Below are 17,791 nucleotides of genomic sequence, written 5' to 3' on the forward strand. Positions count from 1 at the left end.
AATGGAAACAGCGTTGAAAAGCTTCATTCATTTTTTCACGAAATAGAAGTCTCAAGTAATAAGTTAGTCATAAGCACTCTCATGATTGGATATTACCAAACACTATTATTCACGGCAAGCCAATTATTTACTGCGCTTGCCATCGAACGATCACCGACCATAATAGTTCGCTTAAAAGCAATGTCGTATAACAAGAAGCCATACCAAAGGTTGACCTCGTTCCCCCATGCATTTCACATATTCTTCATTCATAAAAAATTGGAAAGGGTATAAATAAACTCTTTATCCACTGTTAAATCCAAGTGATCATAAACACCGCCCTATACCCCATGTAAACCTTTAATATAATGAATTCTTTTTTGCAAGGATGGATGAGTTTCCTTCCATTCTTTCCTTTTCGGCGTCCATTCTCCTTCCTCTTCTTCGCTGATATCATGAAGTTTCACCAATGTTCGAATATATAGTTCCGCATCCTCCAATTGTCTCACGGCATATTCATCAGCCTGATGTTCGAACAGTTTACTGATTTTATTCGGGAGCCATTTCATAAGCATTACGACCCCAACCATGCTGATCGAAAGCAAGAAAGTATAATATCCCCATCCATATCCCAACATGATTTTTCTCGCGAAAAACATCAGCGAACTAATTGCGACCATTGCACAAATAGTGGTCGCCAAGATTAATCGGCCATGTTTCAGCTTAATATGGCCAATTTCATGAAATAAGATAGCTTGTAACTCAGCCAATGTAAAGTTTTTCATTAATCCTTCGGTCATATAAATGTTAATGCCTTTTTTGGAAGCAAACGGAACAGTATACACCCAGGCATTTGTCTCGTTTCGGGATTCCTTTTTCTTAAAAAGATTGACGTTCGTTCCGCACGCTTGCTCTACCGCTTTTTTCAAAGAAGCAAACGGCTCTTGAAGCCCAATGTTTTCATAGTTTCCGATAAAACGGTGCCCAGCAGTATAAACGATCATGATCATGAAGGTAACCGACAAATACCAAGCGATAAACAAATACCATTTTTCAGTAATATTTACATATACCGATAAAGGAATGGAAAAAAGTGCGAAGAAATAGGCAATACCGCCGCCCATCAGCATCAAAATGCCAATGGTCTCCCTCCTTGTCCAATAAAGAAAGCCTGTCTCTTCCATTTCCGGCAGGGAAACTTCATCCTCTTCACTGTTCAACGTGTATTGATATATAGCAGCCGTCAACGCAATCGCCAGAAACGCCGGCAGGAAAATACACAAAACAATGCTCCAAATATAAGAGCCGGTTAACAGCAACCCATACCCCATCGTAAAGTGATAGTTTAATAACAAAGGCAAAAGACCGGCCAATATAAATGGGAAAAACAGTGTAAAAAGAGGGCGCCAGGAAAAAACATGATTAAACGCCAACGCCAGCAGACTTGGCAATAAAAATGAGCCGAAATAGATCAAAAGGGTGAGAGCTAGACCAAACTCAGATCTTAATTGAATAGAAATTGATGTATCGCTTTCAGCAGGCCTTATTGTATATTCATTAAAAAAGAAGCTCCGTTTGTTGGATTGAATGCTTGTCCCATTACTAATATCGACATCAATCCCCCTTCTCGTCATTACCTTCATTTCTTGTCCTGCTGGCAACGACACATTTTCCGGATGTATTTGCTTCAATTGATAATCTTCGCTTCCTATGCGAAAAGCAAGCGGACGTCCTTCATGGCTTTGTGTATCCCTTTGCATTTCCAGAAGATAATGTCCGTGGTAAATGGAATATCCGGTTAAAAGCTTGGGGACTTTCGCTTCACTTTTGGAATCAAACAGTATAAGCGGTGATGACATTGGTGAACGGACGACCAATTCAATCAACATAACCGCAGCTGTCAAAAACGCCGCGACAAGTAAACATATAAATGCTGTTCTTTTCATGGCGATACTCTCCTTAAGCGATCGTCAAACTTGGAAAATGTTTATTTGTGCGGGAAAAAGATGGGACGACTTTGTGATATAAATCGGAAACCTGTTTCGTGCCATACATGCGATCGTCGGAACATTACTGTTATACACCATTGTAAACGTTCTTTATGGAAAAACAAATTTTCACTCAATCTAACATGACGTGCTCATCTGGCCCATAAAATCGTTCCCGGTCTATTGAACAATGGTGATACCCATAAAGGGGAGAGGATTTCCGAAAAACAGCGGGCCTCATCAAACTTAAAACAGGAGGGGCCATCAGTCGATTTATCCGACCTTTGGCACCCCCTCTCCTTTTTAAAAACCGTTGTGATGGCAATATTGTTGAGTATAGTCTGTTAAAGTGTATTCTTATGGGCAAGTCTCCATGATGGGACTGACCTCCTATTAACTGATTTTAAACGATGCCGCTGACTGATTGAGCTCTTCCGCCAAGTCAGCAAGCGCCGTAGCAGTCGAGGCCGTTTCTTCACTGCTTGCTGTTGCTTCTTCGGTGGCGGCCGAAATGCTTTCTATAAACCGGAGCACTTCCGCGGATTGGGCAGCCTGTTCTTCACTTGCTCCGGCAATTTCCGTTACTTTTTGTCCGGTGTCGTTAACCATGTGAATGATGTGATCAAAAGCTTCTCCTGTTTTTTCTGTAAAAGCGACTCCATCCTCAACTGCTTGAACGCTTTGCACAGTATTTTTCTGCATGTTTTTAATAATATCTGCGATTTCCTTGGTAGCTTTACTGCTTCTTTCGGCAAGATTGCGAACTTCATCGGCAACAACCGCAAATCCGCGTCCCTGTTCTCCAGCACGCGCGGCTTCTATGGCGGCATTTAAAGCGAGAAGGTTGGTTTGATCAGCTATATCATTGATGACTTCCACAATTTCTCCTATCTTATTTGAATCTTCTTCCAAGCGGGACATCTGGCTGCTGATCACATTCATCCCTTCTACCGAAGAATGGACGACTTGCCCTCCTTCTTGGGCAATCTTGTTCGTTTCGTTTGATAGCTCAGCAGCGCGTTCTGTATTTAAAGCCACAGATTGAATCGCGTCTGACAGTTCCTTAAACAATTCATTCATAGTCTGAGCCGCATTTGCCTGATTAGTGCTGGTACCCGCAATCTCTTCAGTACTGGCAGATAATTGTTCCGCGGAGGCCGATACATTTTCGGAGGCCTTTAATATGTGTTGGATCGTTGTTCTTAGATTGCTCACCATCTTATTCACTGATTGTGACAAGACGCCGATTTCATCCCTTGTTTTTATATCAACGGTTTCCGTTAAATCCCCGCTAGCCACCTTTTCAACCAAACCGACTACCTTGTTCAACGGACCTGAGATCGTGCGTGCTATGAACAGGCCAAGTCCAATACTCAACAAAAATGTAAAAACACTAGAGACAATGGTTACCGTTTTTGTAAAAGAGTACATCTCTTGCGAGTGTTTATACTGTTCCAATGCTACATCAGCATCCATGTCTGCCATTTGATCAAGAATATCCACTAAGGCCCTTTGTGAATCAGCCAAATCCCCATTTACAAACTGATTATAATCTTCTTTTCTGTCAATAATGGCGTAAATAGAGTCATCATAAGCAGTTTTATATTCTTCATATGCTTGATCAAATTTCGTCAATAATGCCTCCTGTTCCTTCGTTAAAGAGGACTGGCCGTACAATTGTATATTTTGTTCTATTTTCTCCCTAAGTCCGTTCACATCTTTCATTAATTCATCACTGGAATCCGTAATCGTTACATCACGCCACTTCACCCTTAATTCCTGAAAAAGAAATCTCGCTTCAGATAAGTACTCCGCGGGCGCCAATCTCTCTTTATACATGTCATCAACATTTTTTTCTATCTCCCCCATATTTGCCAACCCTAATAAATTTATACCAATTTGAAAAACAGCCAGGATCACAAACACAGATATCAACTTGACAGAGGTTTTTAAATGATAGAACCAGCTAAATAATTTCATTGCCCTACACCTTTCTCACATGGATTATTTTTAATATTCAAATATCTATACCGAAAACACCTATTGTTCTTTCCAGCCCATACCGCCTTTCCTGATAAAAGATTTTCAAAACCAAGCTTAATGATGGGACTTTCGAACTACAAAAATAGGAAAAAAATCATGAATATTGATGTAGTTTATTAAAAAATACTACAACACCTGACAAAATTCAACATATTATGGTTATTTTTTCCTAAATCTTTACAAAAGATCCCAATTTCTTATGTTCATAAAAACAACCTCACTCCGTATGCCGGAAGCAACCTGCACATCATAAAAAAACAGGAAAAAGAAGCATGATCTTTTTCCTGCAAACATTGCATTTTTCACTCATATACAGTTCCTTTTATCGTGTAAAATCGGCTTAAACATTACCTTTTATCATTTAAAACGGGTTTTAATTCATCCTCCACAGTATCTTCCGTCATCTCCACATGAGAGCGGTAAGCCGCCCGGATAATCAAGTGTCCCGACACGGGGGCGGTAATAAAAACGAACAAAATTCCAAGTATTAGGCGGACACTTATAAAATGGTCCGTCAACCAAATGTATATAAAGGCTCCCGTAAGAGATAACAACACGCCCAAAGTCGCGCTTTTTGTGGCAGCGTGGGAACGGGTATATACATCAGGAAAGCGGATAATCCCCAATGCACTAATGACACTTATTATGCTGCCTATTAAAATAAGCAATACAACCAAAAACTCACCGATTTCGCTTGCGTTCAATGATAACACCCCTCTCAACATATTTAGAGAGGGCGATCGTACTGATAAAAGCAAGAATACCCAAAATCAAAATGACTTCAAGAAACGCTTTTGTCTCCAGCAAAATCGAAATGATGGCAACGGCCGAAATGAGATTTACCACAATCATATCCATGGCAACGACCCTATCAGGGAGGGAAGGCCCGCTGATAATGCGATAAAGCGCGATCGCAATGGCAACAGAAAAGAGAACAAGCGCAGCAGTAAGCATGATTTTAATCATTAACGGGTTACCTCCATAATTGCTTTTTCAAATTTTCCAAGCGAGCGCAATAATGATGCTTTATAACGTTCAATATCCAGGGCATGTATATAGAACACATTTCCTTCGGGTGATATTTCCATCACGACGGATCCCGGGGTCAGCGTTAATAACAGGGCAAGCGTTGTCACTTCCCAATCGCTCTGCAGCTCCGTTTTATATGAAAAAATGCCTGGTTTAATATCCACCTTTCTGCTCACAATATGTTTCATAACCAAAAAAGCGGATAAAAATAGCTCCCAATTAAAAATAAAAATCAGTTTTACTACATAATAAAAACGTTGAAGGTAAAACTGCTGTCCAAAAAAACGATGCATAAGAAAAATAATGACGATACCAGTCAAAAAACCAGTAAAGAAAGTGGAAAACCTTAGCTCATCCTCATCATTTAAGACCATCCAAAGAAAGGCGATAAACAAATTCAAAATAAATTGGGCAGGCATGATTCCACCTCCTTTTGGGTTCATTCTTATTGATTTTGATATAATACAGCTTCAATATATTTTTCGGGATTCATAAGTATGGATGCCGCATCTTGTACATAGGGGACCAACCACTCTGCCCCAAAGCCAAAACCGATCGTGGCGGCAGCAAACAGTATACTTGGATATATCCAGCCTTTTTTGAGCGGCTTCTCCTCTTCTTCACCAATAATCGTTTCTCCCCAAAACGACTGCAGAAAGATACGAAGCAAAGAATAAAGAACAAATATACTCGATAACAAGGATAAAGCAAGCAGAATATAAGATTCCCCTTCGATTGCACCTTGACTGATCAATACTTTCCCGATAAAACCACTAAGCGGCGGGATGCCGGCCAATGAAAGCATAACGATAAAAAACAACCATCCCAACACAGGATAATTACGAATGAGCCCGCTCATTTCATTCATCTTACTTGTTCCAGTCAAGGTGATCATCGTTCCCGCCAACAAAAACAGCATTGCCTTCGTAATCATATCGTGAACAAGGTAAAAAATGGAACCTTCCACGGCTGCCGGTGTAGCTACCGCCAGTCCGACTAAAATAAAACCCGCACCGATAATAACATTGTAGGAAATAATATAACGAATGTCTTTATACGCAATCGCACCAATACTTCCTCCGACCAACGTCATTGCGGCCATGATTCCAATGATCGTATGGGTAATATGCGGTTCATGATAAAAGAGCAGAGAAAACACGCGAAACATGGAATAAATGCCCACTTTTGTCAATAAAGCGCCGAATAAAGCCGCAACAGCAGTCGGCGGCGCACTGTAAGAACCGGGAAGCCAGAAATAAAGCAACAGCGCCGATTTTAAGGAAAAAACAATCAAAAACAAAATACCAATTACCGTTAAAATCGGAGTCTGTCCGGCTTCTGCAATCCGCTGGGACAACTGGGCCAAGTTCAACGTCCCAAGCGTTCCATATAAATAAGCGATTGCCACAAGGAAAAGCCAAGAGGACAATACGTTAATCGCTACATACTTGACCGACTCCCTCAGTTGTCTATTGGATCCCCCCAGGGAAATAAGGATATAAGATGCCAAAAGCATTACTTCAAAACAAACAAATAGATTAAATAAATCCCCCGTTAAAAAAGAACCGTTGACACCCGCCACCATAAAGTGGACAAATGGATAAAAAAACATTTTTTCAAATGATTCCCCTATGGAATAAAAGGAAAACAAAAGACAAATGGTGGTAACAATGCTTGTCGTCAAGACAAGAAGCATCGAAAAGGAATCAGCCACAAAGACAATTCCAAATGGCGGCTTCCATCCCCCAAAATGTAGAGACAATATCCCATTGGTCTGTATAAGGTGTAAAATGTACAGGCTAATCCCCGCTGTAAGAAGCATCGTCCCGAAACTGATCCAGCGCTGGGTTCGGATAAACTTGCGAAAAAACACAAGTAATATACCCGTTAAAATCGGAAGAACCATCGGTAATACGAGAATATTATTCATGTTCAGAACCTCTTAATGAATCGGAATGATCTAATCTGGCGCTTTGATAAGTACGATAAGCCAGAACAAGGAATACCGCCGTTACGGCAAAACTGATCACAATAGCCGTTAAAATAAGCGCTTGGGGAAGTGCATCGGCATAGACTTCCGCCTTTTCTCCCAGCAACGGAACACTGCCTTTTTTCAATCCCCCCATGGCCATCAAAAGCAGATGAACGGCATGCGACAGGACCGCCGATCCCAAAATCACCCGCAACAGATTCTTGGAAAGAATGAAATATGTGGCCACTGAAACGAGGACTCCCGCCAAAATAATCGTTAACGTTTCCATATAGTTAAACATCCTCACTTATGCTCAAAATAATCGTTACAACGACACCGACCACCGTCAATGCGACACCTGCTTCAAAAAGCGTAATGGTCGCCAGCCCGATTTTGCCATAGTAAGGAATGCCGATATAAGCAAACGCCTGACTCAAAAAAGGTTTGCTAAATAATAAAGAACCAGCGCCTTCAGAGACGGCGATCAATACTCCCAATGCAGCTACAAGCTTAAAATCAAAGGGAATACCTTTTTGTATTGTTTCTATATCGTGTGCCAGCAACAGCAAAATAAATGCTGAAGCGAGTACAAGGCCGCCAATGAATCCTCCCCCTGGCGTGTGGTGTCCCGAAAAAAACAAATAGACAGCAAAAGTTAAAATAATGAATACGACAATTTTAGTAACGGTCTTGAGGATGACATTATTGATCTCCAATATTCTCTCCCCCTCTGCCGGCCTTTAGCTTCGTCAAAGAGTAAACGCCAATCCCGGCAATGAAAAGGACCACTACTTCAAGCATTGTATCAAATGCCCGAAAATCGCCGATAATCGCGTTCACGATATTTTTGCCCCCGGCTAGTTCATAGGCTTTTTCATAATAGCCGGAAATCGTTTGAAACAATCTTTCACTCTGAACGGACAAAGCCACCATAATAAAGATGGCGCCGACGGAAATGGAAATAATCACATTGAACAGCTTTGTTCCAGCCGGTCTCTTTTCTTTTTCCCATGCCGGCAAGAAATAGAAGCAAACCAAGAATAATGCCGTTGTAACAGTCTCAACAGCGATTTGCGTCAGAGCCAAATCCGGCGCGCGGAAAATAACAAATAAAAGGGCTATGCCGTATCCGAGAACACCATTCAGCAGAACAGCCGTCACCCTGTATTTGGCTAAAGGAAGGGCTAAACCAGCTGCCATCATAACAAAAACGATCAGCCATTCATATGAACGGATTTCCGCATTACCGGATGTGTCAAAAGAAAATGCTCCTGTCATCAATAAGGCTCCGCCGATCATCACGATAAAAAAGAGATAAATATACGTTACATAATGCCAGAGTTTTCCCGTCATATAAGAACCGGTGACGCGTATAGAAGCACTTTCCGCCCATTCCAGCGTTTTGTTGTAAAGCGCATCGAAAGACAAGGCTGACGGAAGCAGATACAATAGGCCTTTCCATCTTGACAGATACTTATAAAGCACAATTCCCAACACAACGACACCAAATGTCATGAATAATTCGGCATTAAAACCGTGCCAAATCGTAATAGGTTTCATGAGGCCCGATATTTCTGGAATTGTTGGAAAAATTTCCGCCAAAGCCGGCCGCAGCAAGTAATCTCCAACAATATTCGGAAAAAAGAATATCCCCAAAATGCAAATGGACAAAATAAGGGGAGAGACTAACATGCCAAACGGAGCTTCGCGAACAGGAAATTCTTCATTCTCCAAACGAGAACGACCAAAAAATGTTTGAAACACAATAATCATACTGTAAATAAAAGTAAAAATACTTGCGATCCAGGCAATCACGGGAACCAGCCCGCTCCATTCAGATAATGAAAAAAGCTGGAGGTTTCTTGCATCCAAAACAGCTGTAAAGAACATCTCTTTACTCAGAAAGCCGTTAAATGGCGGCAGTCCGGCCATAGAAAAGGCGCCAATCAAAGCAACGGTAAAAGAAATCGGCATAATGGACATGAGCCCTCCAAGCTTGCGAATATCCCGCGTTCCCACTTCATGGTCAATAATGCCCACCACCATAAAAAGCGCTCCCTTAAAAGTGGAATGATTGATCAGATGAAACAAAGCGGCAAAAATGGCTTGGGCATATATGGCCGTTTCGGTACTCGAACCCATGCGCAAGGCTGCGGCCCCAATCCCGAACAAACTCATAATCAAACCCAATTGACTCACAGTGGAATACGCGAGCAATGCCTTCAAATCTGTTTGGCGGACAGCCGTAATCGATCCCCACAACAAAGTTGCCAGTCCAACCCCGGTAATCAGCAAGGTCCAAATCTCCTCCACACCAAATACGGGAGTAAAGCGGGCCACTAAATAGATCCCCGCTTTGACCATGGTCGCAGAATGCAAATAGGCGCTGACAGGCGTCGGAGCCTCCATGGCATCCGGAAGCCAGATATGAAAAGGAAACTGGGCCGATTTTGTGAACGCTCCAATCAGCAACAATATCAGAGCCGGTATAAACAATTCATGATTCACATCAATTGTTTTGATCAGTTCCCGAATACTCATTGTGCCAGCCATCATGTACATCATGATAAAACTCACCAACATGGCCAATCCGCCGCTTACTGTGATCAGCATCGCCTTTTGCGCCCCATATCGCGATCTCTTTCTATGGAACCAAAAAGCAATCAGCAGAAAAGAAGAAATGCTCGTCAGTTCCCAAAACACATAAAATACAAGCAAGTTGTCGGTAAAGACAACTCCAAGCATACTCCCCATAAACATCAGTACATACATATAAAAATGCAGTAAAGATTCCTCTGAGGATAAGTAGTAAATAGAATAGAGGATTACAAGACCGCCTATACCTGTAATTAACAGCCCAAATATCAAGCCAAGTCCATCGAGGTATGTAGTAAAATCAATGGAAAGTGAAGGAATCCAATAAAACGTGTGGTAATAAGTGCTTCCGCCTGCTATGGAAGGAATGTAACTTCCAAGAACAATAAACAAAACTGCCGGTACAAAAAGAACGATCCAGCCGATCTGAAAGGATATTCTTTTGTATAAAAAGGGAAGGATCATGGCAGCCAAAAAAGGAATAAGAATGATCGTATTTGCAGTGAACAAAATCATGCCTCCCATTCAACATAAAATTTCAGTGGCAGCTCATTAAATAATGATTATCTCCCGTCTGGTAAACAAAAATACGAACAGGCATAAGATATTCAAAGCAGCGAAAAACAAATCTGGGAAGCCCTTCATCGGTACTTGACTCTTTGGTTGGCTCGCGAGATAATGGGAAACCATAGGATCTCTTTATTATATATATCAGTTAGAGAGGTGTTGAGCCTATGCTGGTTAAGCAGGAGATTTTATTTTGGACCCGTTGCGATGAAGAGGACAGGCATAAATCACCGTCGGGTATTTGATGAATTTTCCTTCACTATTATACACGAAACCGGGTATTTCCGCACAGAAGATGCTGTTTTCTCTATCGTCCAGACGGTTTCTTTGAAAATGGCCACTCACATATTTGGGTGAATATTGAATTTACCCGAACGATCATTTATAATAGAGGAGTTTTATATCGTGAGTATTGGCCAGTTACAAATGAAATGTATCATCTACTTTCGAGGTGAAATGTGTCATGAAAAAAATAAAGGGACGGATGGATGAGAGTATTCTCGTCTGTGTGTATTACGGCCCAAATGGAGAGCGGTTAATTAAACGCGGTTCTAAAATTGCCAATATGCTGGATTGCCCTTTTTATATATTAACAGTGGACCCACTCCCATTTGATGAATTCGATGCGGAAAAGTCCGCCTACGTCGACAGATGGAAAGAACTGGCTGATGAATTGGGGGCAGAGAATTTTATTCTCAGAGATAATGAAAAGCGACCAACCGCCAAAGTGATTGCCGAAGTTGCCCACCGTCACAATATTACTCAAATTGTGATCGGCCAAACCGCGCAAAACAGGTGGGAAGAAATCACACGTGGTTCGTTCGTCAACGTCCTTTTAAGAGCCATCTCTTTTGTAGATATTCATATCGTATCCATCGACAGAACGGTCCATACCGAAGAAAATATGGCCTTCGAACCCGGGGTTCGCTGCTATTTACTTGAAGACGGAGATGGCTACCGTGTCAGTTTCGCCTATCAAAAAGACGTCTGTTACGATGGCATCTTTTTTAAGGATATAGGGACAGACTTTAATAACGGGATATTTAAATATGTATACAATGGAACAACATACCAAGTCCGGGTACATGACGATAAAATCATCGATCCGATTAAAACACCGAAAAATGTAAAATGTCATGATGCCGCAAAAACAGAAAAAGAGTAGTAAAAATTCAAAACTTGGCGAGTGTGCAGGCGAACTCTCACCCGTTCGCTATGGCAAATAGACTTTTCGCCAATACGTTCGCTCAAAAAACAGGAAAGGCCGGCAACCTTGAAAGCAGGCCTTTCCTTTCTTATGTTTTACATCTTTCAAACGTTACACACCACACATTATTTCAAAAGCCGCAAGCTGTTTAATATAACGAGAATCGTGCTTCCTTCATGTCCAATGACACCCAACGGCAAATCGACCAACTGTGTAAAGTTCGATAAAATCAGTACAACAATAACCCCGATGGAAAAGAATATATTTTGCTTGATGATCCGATTCATTCGTTTCGAAAGGCGTATCGCTTCCGGGATGCGCAACAGATCATTTTTCATGAGAACCATATCTGCTGTTTCCAAGGCCACATCAGTCCCGTCTCCGACGGAAATCCCCACGTTGGCTGTCGCAAGTGCAGGCGCATCATTAATTCCATCCCCGACCATCGCAACAGTCCCGTACTTTTTCTTTAATTCCTTCAAATAAGTAGCCTTTTGTTCCGGCAGGCAATCTGCTATATAGTCGTCGACATGACTCTCTTTGGAAATAACTTGAGCTGTTTTAACATGGTCCCCGGTAAGCATCACCGTATACAGCCCCATTCTTTTCAACCGATCAATCGCATCCATCGATTCTTTTCTCACCATATCTTTTAAAGCAATGATTGCCGCCAACTCATCTTCCTTCTGAACAAAAACAATCGTTTTTCCCTCGTCTGCCAATTTTTCTGCTTCGTCCAATAAGAACTGATCAGCCCTAGTCGTATCAACAAAACTTTTCTTGCCAATCTTCCAAGCCTCATTGTCGATGGACGCTTTGATTCCAAAACCGGCCACATTTTCCAATGATTCAGGTTCCATGAACGATTCGGATAAATGCTTCTCGGCATACTGTAAGATGGCGTTGGCGAGAGGATGATTGGCATGCCTTTCAATTGATGCCACTGCAAGCAGAACAGGTTCTTTGTCCAAACCTTCCCGAACAACGAAATTGGCCACTTCGGGCTTTCCTTTCGTTAATGTGCCCGTTTTGTCAAAAGCAACCGCCTTAATATGGCTTAATTGTTCAAGATGGACGCCTCCTTTAAATAAAATGCCTTTCCTTGCGCCATTTGAAATAGCCGATAATGTGGCAGGCATTATAGAGGCGACAAGCGCACATGGCGAAGCGACAACGAGCAAAATCATGGCCCTGTAAAAAGTCTCTGTCCAGCTCCAGCCCACAAGGTAATGGGGCAGAAACATCATAAGGACAACGGCGGCCAAAACGAACTTTACATACCTTCCTTCAAATCGCTCAATAAAAAGCTGTGATGGCGATTTTTCACTTTTGGCAGACTGAACAAGCTCGATAATCTTTTGAAATAGTGATTCCTCATTCGGCTTTGTAATCCGTACTGTAATCGATCCATTCACATTCATTGTCCCCGCAAACACTTCATCGCCCAATCCTTTGGAAGCGGGCATGGATTCACCAGTGATGGCCGATTCATCCATTGTTGTGCTGCCTTTCATAATTTCCCCGTCGGATGGAACCCTTTCCCCCGGTTTAATAAGTATCATGTCGCCAACCACAAGCTCGGAAACATGCACCCTTTCCGTACCGGATGGAGTGATCCGCCATGCCTCTTCAGGTTGAATTTCCATTAACGCCGATATTTCTTTATGGCTTTTATTCATCGTATAAGTTTCCAAGGCGCCGCTCATGGCAAAAATAAAGATCAATATGGCGCCCTCCATCCAAAATCCGATAATAGCAGACCCGATCGCCGCCATGATCATCAACATCTCTACATTAAGCTCTTTGTTCTGAATCGTGCTTTCAATGCCTTCCTTTGCTTTAAAATACCCGCCAATCACAAACGCGAGGATAAAAAAAGCAATGGAAGTTGTTTGATAACCATTTATATCAATTAGCCAGCCGAGAAAGATCAACACGCCACTAAAAATAGCCGCAATCAGTTCAATATGTGTTTTCATTTTCCCCCAAACTTTATTACTTTTTACGATTGAATGATCTTTTACATATTGTGTTGATAAATTCATTTGCTCGCCCTCCCTTTTTATCTAAAACTCGCCCAAGCTATTTATAATTATTATTATATAAATATATTACTAAATTCGCTCCCTCTAGTCAAGTGTAATTGAGAATTTATTATTCTAATTGAGAATGATTATTACTGATAAAGATTATCATTACTATTTATAACAGACATTTATCTTTTCCGAAAATGATAATTATTATCAAATTATTTTAATTATCATCTGTTGTAAAAATGGCTTGCTCCCTCCCACTCCATACAGAGAGGCGGACTTTTAACCTTAACGAAATGAAGTTTCAATATTTTCCCGCTAAAACAGATCAGCGCAGACCCTCATTCCATTTGTTCATATCTTCCTTTTTAGATTGAATAACATCCGTTTTATTTAAAGTCATGACAAATAGGTGTACAGTGCCGCGGCTACACCTGTTCCTTCTTCCATATGACCTGGAGGAGAAAAGGTTCCTAAAAAAAATGGTTTGAAATGTAAATAATGTGATGAGGTGTTGTAAATCGTAATCATTGCGATTTACAAAAGGGAGAAGTTGGCTGAATAAAATAAAAGAATATTTGAGAGCAAGATAAGCCATTTGGGGGGACCGTATGTTACATAATAGGGAAGGATGACACCATCGCTGTCAATGAGTGGATTGGATATCGCTACCGAGCTTACCTCATCAACCGATGATCAGGGGCCTGTTTTTTTCGTGATCTCTGTCCTTAAACAGTATCCGTTCCACAAGGTTCAGTGGAAAAGCTTGTGAACTGCCAAGTGGCAGTTTTTGTTGGAGATCGTATGGCAGAAATAGCGATGATTGGCTATGGAAAAAATTAGCAAATGTCTATTAATATCTGTTCATTGCTCCCTGATGAAATGAGGTCATCGCATAGCCCCTTCCCTGCCTTTATGAACATGTATGAATCTATCCTTTAAATTGTAATGATGACGACTGTAATCATTTTAAAGAAAAGAATTGGAACGATGAAAAATACGTCTATGCTTTTTACTAAGTAAGATGAAACCCAACAATTGGAATAAAATTTGATTAAAAGATCTTATTCAATCCTTATTTAACGGCAAATAAAAAAACCTCCATTTTGAAAAAGGATGGATCAAAATAGAGGTTTTTATTTTAGCTAAGTATGAGACCATTTCCTAATAGTAGCGCGCTACAATTGCGCCCCATTGCGGAAGACTGTGGTCAAACAGCGCAACAAACCTAAGAGAATAGTCCTTCGTATAACTACTCCCTTAGGTTAAATAGATGATGTGATTAATTTGCGGCTTCTGATTTCCCCGGAAAAATCTTTTCAAACAATGAAATTAGAGAAACACTAACACCGACAACAAGCAACCCAGTTATTAACGATGATGTATTCATCCCATAATGAGCGAATGCTGATGTTATGATATAACTGACAACGAAACCGAGTAGCAAAAAAGACAGAGAAATACCTATTTTCTTCTCCATAAACTTCACCTCCTTCTCCATAAAATTTACCTCCATTTATATACGTTTATAAATAAAACAAAGTTTCAAACAATACATTTAGATATGTCTTTCGGTCGTTCATTCCTCTATACACTATGTACAAAATGGTCCTTTTGTGGAATAAAAAAGGCTTAGACACAAGCAAATAAGAAATAGAAAAAACTGAACCATTCATTTATAATTGTTCGGTTTATTTGTGTTAAAAAATCCCTATCATCGCTACGTCAAAATATTTCGCTTTCCGCGGCCACGGCTTCAGCTTCCTCGGAAAGCAAAGCTCGCTTTCCTGCGGGATCTTCAGCTCGAGCTATTCCCGCAGGAGTCTACATATTTTGACTACGCTAAAACCTTGCCTATTATACACTAGGACAATTTATCCCGCATGTAAGGTGCCGTAAGACTCCCACTTTCAAAATCTTGAGTGAATACACAAGGTCCAGGTGGGAGATAACGGCACCTAAATGCCCGATTAGTTCAACTAACATTCAGTAGGAGATGGAAGAAAACTCCTGCTGAATGAAGTTTCACTTTATCCCGCATGTAAGGTGCCGTAAGACTCCCACTTCAAAATCTTGAGTGAATACAAAAGGTCCAAGTGGGAGATAACGGCACCTAAATGCCCGATTGGTTCAACTAACAATTCAGTAGAAGCCCTACTGAATGAAGTTTCACTTTATCCCGCATGTAAGGTGCCGTATGACTCCCACTTTCAAAATCTTGAGTAATACACAAGGTCCAAGTGGGAGATAACGGCACCTAAATGCCCGATTGGTTCAACTAACAATTCAGTAGAAGCCCTACTGAATGAAGTTTCACTTTATCCCGCATGCAAGCTGCCGTAAGATGGAATGTCAACACTAAACTGTACAAAAAATGAAAGGTGCATTAACTTGTATTCATTTGGTGTAAGATAGTTTAACGATCCTGTATACGAAAATTGTTGAACCAATGTACAAAATCAAAAAGTTCAAATTCAAGTGATTGTTGGCTAGGAAAAACTCTTCCACTAACAAACTCTGTTTTGATGATCTTAAATGTCGCCTCAGCGACCGCATTGTCGTACGGAGTTCCTTTTTCACTCAATGACCGTTTGATACCAAACATGTCTAATGCTTGATCAATCAGGCTGTTTTTAAACTCACTTCCACGGTCAGTGTGCGGATTAACCCCCGTATTTTGGACATGGTTACTCTTAATCTATCTTTTTCTTAAAATAGCTCTCTATTTCTTGATTTTGGATTCTGTGCTTCTTGTCCGCCACCATTGACCTTGCTTTTGTCCGTGTAGCGGTATCCATGCAGGTTAGCGAAAATAAAAGCCTAGAGGCTCGCCTGCAACAGATGGTAACACGGACAAGTCGATTCTAAGTATTCGTTGGCGGGGCCCCGACCCCTTCCACCGCCTACTAAGAATCGGGCGCTGCGGTAAATGGCAAGCAGCTGCGCTGTGGCTCCTTTCGTAGCCTGACTAGGATTCCTATCGGCCCTGACTCCCTCAAATCGATCACACGCGAACCTCTTTGATTTCCAATTTATGATGCTTATTTTGTTCGTAAAACTCCTGAGGTGATAGGTCCAAAATACTTGAATGCATCCGTCTTTCGTTGTAGAAGACCATAAAATCCGTGACAGCTTCATAGGCTTGCGCATAGGTTTCAAACTGCCACCTTGAGAGGCAATCATCTTCAAAAATTCGATGAAAAGATTCAATATGGGCATTCATATTCGGCGTTCTTGGCGGAATTCTTTCATGTTCCATATGGTATTTTTCGCAAAATTCCTCAAAAGTATGGGAAACAAACTGTGGCCCATTGTCTGTTCGGATCACTGGTTTGATCGCTGCGTTGAATTGTTGGCGTCTTAACAATGCTTGTTGAAGTGCCTGGACGGCATCTTTAGCTGTACAGCTTAATCCGTTATGATAGGCGACAATTCCACGGTCATATACATCGATAATGGACATGACGAAGAAAAACCGGTCTTCCCCTTCGATGTAGCCGTATTTGATATCCGCTTCCCATAGTTGGTTTGAGTCTGTTATCGTACGGTTTCGTGCCAGTTTCCTAGGGTGTTGGGTCTTCTTTTTGCGTTGTGGACGCAGGATACCCAGCTCTTTGCACAACCGGTAGACTTTCTTCTTGTTGATGACAAGGCTATATTCGCGGCGAAGCCTCTTAGTCAGTTTGCGGTAGCCATAGTTGAAGCCATCGCCTGCAATTTCCTCCAGAAGGAATTCTTTGATTTGTTCGTCTGATACTTTTCGTCCGTCTTCTGTGAAGGAATAACCTGGTGCTGGACGTCCCTCACTCACTTTTTTCTCTTCCACACGGTAGTTCTTTTGGTAATAATAGGTGGAACGAGCGATCCCTATGACCTTTAGCACCTTAGAAATAGAATAGCCTTTTTGAATCCAGTGGTCGGCTACTTCAATTTTTTCAGCAAGTGAGGGTTTTTCTTTTTTATAATGTCGCGTAAAATCGCGATTTCAAGGTCTTTTTCACCAAGCAATGTTTTAAGCTTTTCATTTTCCTTGGATACTTCTTTCGGGTCAAAATCTGGTAAAACAGCGACATCAACATCACCATATTTTCCGTCTTTATATTCCCGCACCCAACGGCATACCATGTTGGAATTCAGTTCATAACGGCGGGCAACAAGGCTGTTATTGCCTGTCTCCTGGGCCTCTTTGATGACTTGTAATTTAAACTCCTTGGAGTGTTTGTTTCGTGTCATGTTGTTAGCCTCCTTGGTACATTAAGCAGTATATTATTTTTTACCCTTATTGTCCAAGTTCATTTAGGGGCTAATTAGTGTGAAACAATTTAAGCCGATTTAAGTTGTATTTTTATGACCTTATAATATTTGTCTAATTAAGTGT

13 protein-coding genes and 1 pseudogene are annotated in these 17,791 nt (G+C 41.2%); 1 reads left to right on the plus strand and 13 read right to left on the minus strand.

From position 1 onward, the window contains the following. Positions 1–320: 320 nt before the first annotated feature. From NST31_RS06695 to NST31_RS06735, 9 genes are all read right to left on the minus strand, one after another. Positions 321–1,925 carry a M48 family metalloprotease gene (locus NST31_RS06695; RefSeq protein WP_339164675.1) on the minus strand — a complete coding sequence of 535 codons (1,605 nt, stop codon included), beginning with the start codon at positions 1,923–1,925 and terminating at the stop codon, positions 321–323. Between the two features lie 435 nt (positions 1,926–2,360). Beyond that, positions 2,361–3,947 (minus strand): methyl-accepting chemotaxis protein, encoded by a 1,587-nt coding sequence (locus tag NST31_RS06700; protein WP_339164676.1) that lies wholly within the window; start codon positions 3,945–3,947, stop codon positions 2,361–2,363. 410 nt (positions 3,948–4,357) lie between these two features. Then, a complete protein-coding gene (locus tag NST31_RS06705; protein WP_077113611.1) occupies positions 4,358–4,714 on the minus strand; it encodes a Na+/H+ antiporter subunit G in 357 nt (118 codons plus the stop codon). Beyond that, entirely contained in the window at positions 4,692–4,976 is a 285-nt protein-coding gene (locus NST31_RS06710) for a Na(+)/H(+) antiporter subunit F1 (protein ID WP_077113612.1), read from the minus strand. Before NST31_RS06710 ends, NST31_RS06705 begins: the two co-directional genes overlap by 23 nt. Then, the gene (locus tag NST31_RS06715) at positions 4,976–5,458 is read right to left on the minus strand and encodes a Na+/H+ antiporter subunit E (protein ID WP_077113613.1); all 483 of its coding nucleotides are present in this window, start codon (positions 5,456–5,458) and stop codon (positions 4,976–4,978) included. Before NST31_RS06715 ends, NST31_RS06710 begins: the two co-directional genes overlap by 1 nt. Before the next feature lie 26 nt (positions 5,459–5,484). Next, a complete protein-coding gene (locus NST31_RS06720) occupies positions 5,485–6,969 on the minus strand; it encodes a Na+/H+ antiporter subunit D (protein WP_077113614.1) in 1,485 nt (494 codons plus the stop codon). After that, positions 6,962–7,300 carry a Na(+)/H(+) antiporter subunit C gene (locus tag NST31_RS06725; protein ID WP_077113615.1) on the minus strand — a complete coding sequence of 113 codons (339 nt, stop codon included), beginning with the start codon at positions 7,298–7,300 and terminating at the stop codon, positions 6,962–6,964. Before NST31_RS06725 ends, NST31_RS06720 begins: the two co-directional genes overlap by 8 nt. Positions 7,301–7,304: 4 nt before the next feature. Then, positions 7,305–7,727 carry a Na(+)/H(+) antiporter subunit B gene (locus tag NST31_RS06730; RefSeq protein ID WP_339164678.1) on the minus strand — a complete coding sequence of 141 codons (423 nt, stop codon included), beginning with the start codon at positions 7,725–7,727 and terminating at the stop codon, positions 7,305–7,307. Continuing rightward, positions 7,714–10,116 carry a Na+/H+ antiporter subunit A gene (locus tag NST31_RS06735; protein ID WP_339164680.1) on the minus strand — a complete coding sequence of 801 codons (2,403 nt, stop codon included), beginning with the start codon at positions 10,114–10,116 and terminating at the stop codon, positions 7,714–7,716. The genes NST31_RS06730 and NST31_RS06735 overlap by 14 nt, the downstream gene beginning before the upstream one ends. A gap of 520 nt (positions 10,117–10,636) precedes the next feature. Here NST31_RS06735 and NST31_RS06740 point away from each other — a divergent pair. After that, positions 10,637–11,338 (plus strand): universal stress protein, encoded by a 702-nt coding sequence (locus NST31_RS06740; RefSeq protein ID WP_077113618.1) that lies wholly within the window; start codon positions 10,637–10,639, stop codon positions 11,336–11,338. Positions 11,339–11,505: 167 nt separating this feature from the next. Here the strand turns inward: NST31_RS06740 and NST31_RS06745 are convergent, their stop codons facing one another. The 4 genes and pseudogenes from NST31_RS06745 to NST31_RS06760 form a co-directional block, all read right to left on the minus strand. Further along, positions 11,506–13,425 carry a heavy metal translocating P-type ATPase gene (locus NST31_RS06745; protein WP_339164682.1) on the minus strand — a complete coding sequence of 640 codons (1,920 nt, stop codon included), beginning with the start codon at positions 13,423–13,425 and terminating at the stop codon, positions 11,506–11,508. 1,270 nt (positions 13,426–14,695) lie between these two features. Then, positions 14,696–14,893, minus strand: coding sequence for a hypothetical protein (locus NST31_RS06750; RefSeq protein WP_339164683.1), 198 nt, complete (start codon positions 14,891–14,893; stop codon positions 14,696–14,698). Between the two features lie 838 nt (positions 14,894–15,731). Further along, a pseudogene (locus NST31_RS06755) lies at positions 15,732–16,072 on the minus strand (IS3 family transposase); the annotation flags it as partial. 345 nt (positions 16,073–16,417) lie between these two features. Continuing rightward, positions 16,418–17,646 (minus strand): IS3 family transposase gene (locus NST31_RS06760; protein WP_212951973.1). Its coding sequence is split into 2 segments (ribosomal slippage): positions 16,418–17,358 and positions 17,358–17,646, totalling 1,230 coding nucleotides; the frame shifts between segments, so codons are not numbered across the junction. Positions 17,647–17,791 lie beyond the last annotated feature (145 nt).

It is taken from the genome of Siminovitchia sp. FSL W7-1587, from assembly GCF_037963795.1.
Taxonomy (GTDB): Bacteria; Bacillota; Bacilli; order Bacillales; family Bacillaceae_C; genus Siminovitchia; species Siminovitchia thermophila.

Bases quoted from the DNA above. Each gene is read 5' to 3' on its own strand.
- NST31_RS06695 (WP_339164675.1), bottom strand. From the start codon at position 1,925: ATGAAAAGAACAGCATTTATATGTTTACTTGTCGCGGCGTTTTTGACA.
- NST31_RS06700 (WP_339164676.1), bottom strand. From the start codon at position 3,947: ATGAAATTATTTAGCTGGTTCTATCATTTAAAAACCTCTGTCAAGTTG.
- NST31_RS06710 (WP_077113612.1), bottom strand. From the start codon at position 4,976: ATGATTAAAATCATGCTTACTGCTGCGCTTGTTCTCTTTTCTGTTGCC.
- NST31_RS06715 (WP_077113613.1), bottom strand. From the start codon at position 5,458: ATGCCTGCCCAATTTATTTTGAATTTGTTTATCGCCTTTCTTTGGATG.
- NST31_RS06720 (WP_077113614.1), bottom strand. From the start codon at position 6,969: ATGAATAATATTCTCGTATTACCGATGGTTCTTCCGATTTTAACGGGT.
- NST31_RS06725 (WP_077113615.1), bottom strand. From the start codon at position 7,300: ATGGAAACGTTAACGATTATTTTGGCGGGAGTCCTCGTTTCAGTGGCC.
- NST31_RS06740 (WP_077113618.1), top strand. From the start codon at position 10,637: ATGAAAAAAATAAAGGGACGGATGGATGAGAGTATTCTCGTCTGTGTG.
- NST31_RS06745 (WP_339164682.1), bottom strand. From the start codon at position 13,425: ATGAATTTATCAACACAATATGTAAAAGATCATTCAATCGTAAAAAGT.
- NST31_RS06750 (WP_339164683.1), bottom strand. From the start codon at position 14,893: ATGGAGAAGAAAATAGGTATTTCTCTGTCTTTTTTGCTACTCGGTTTC.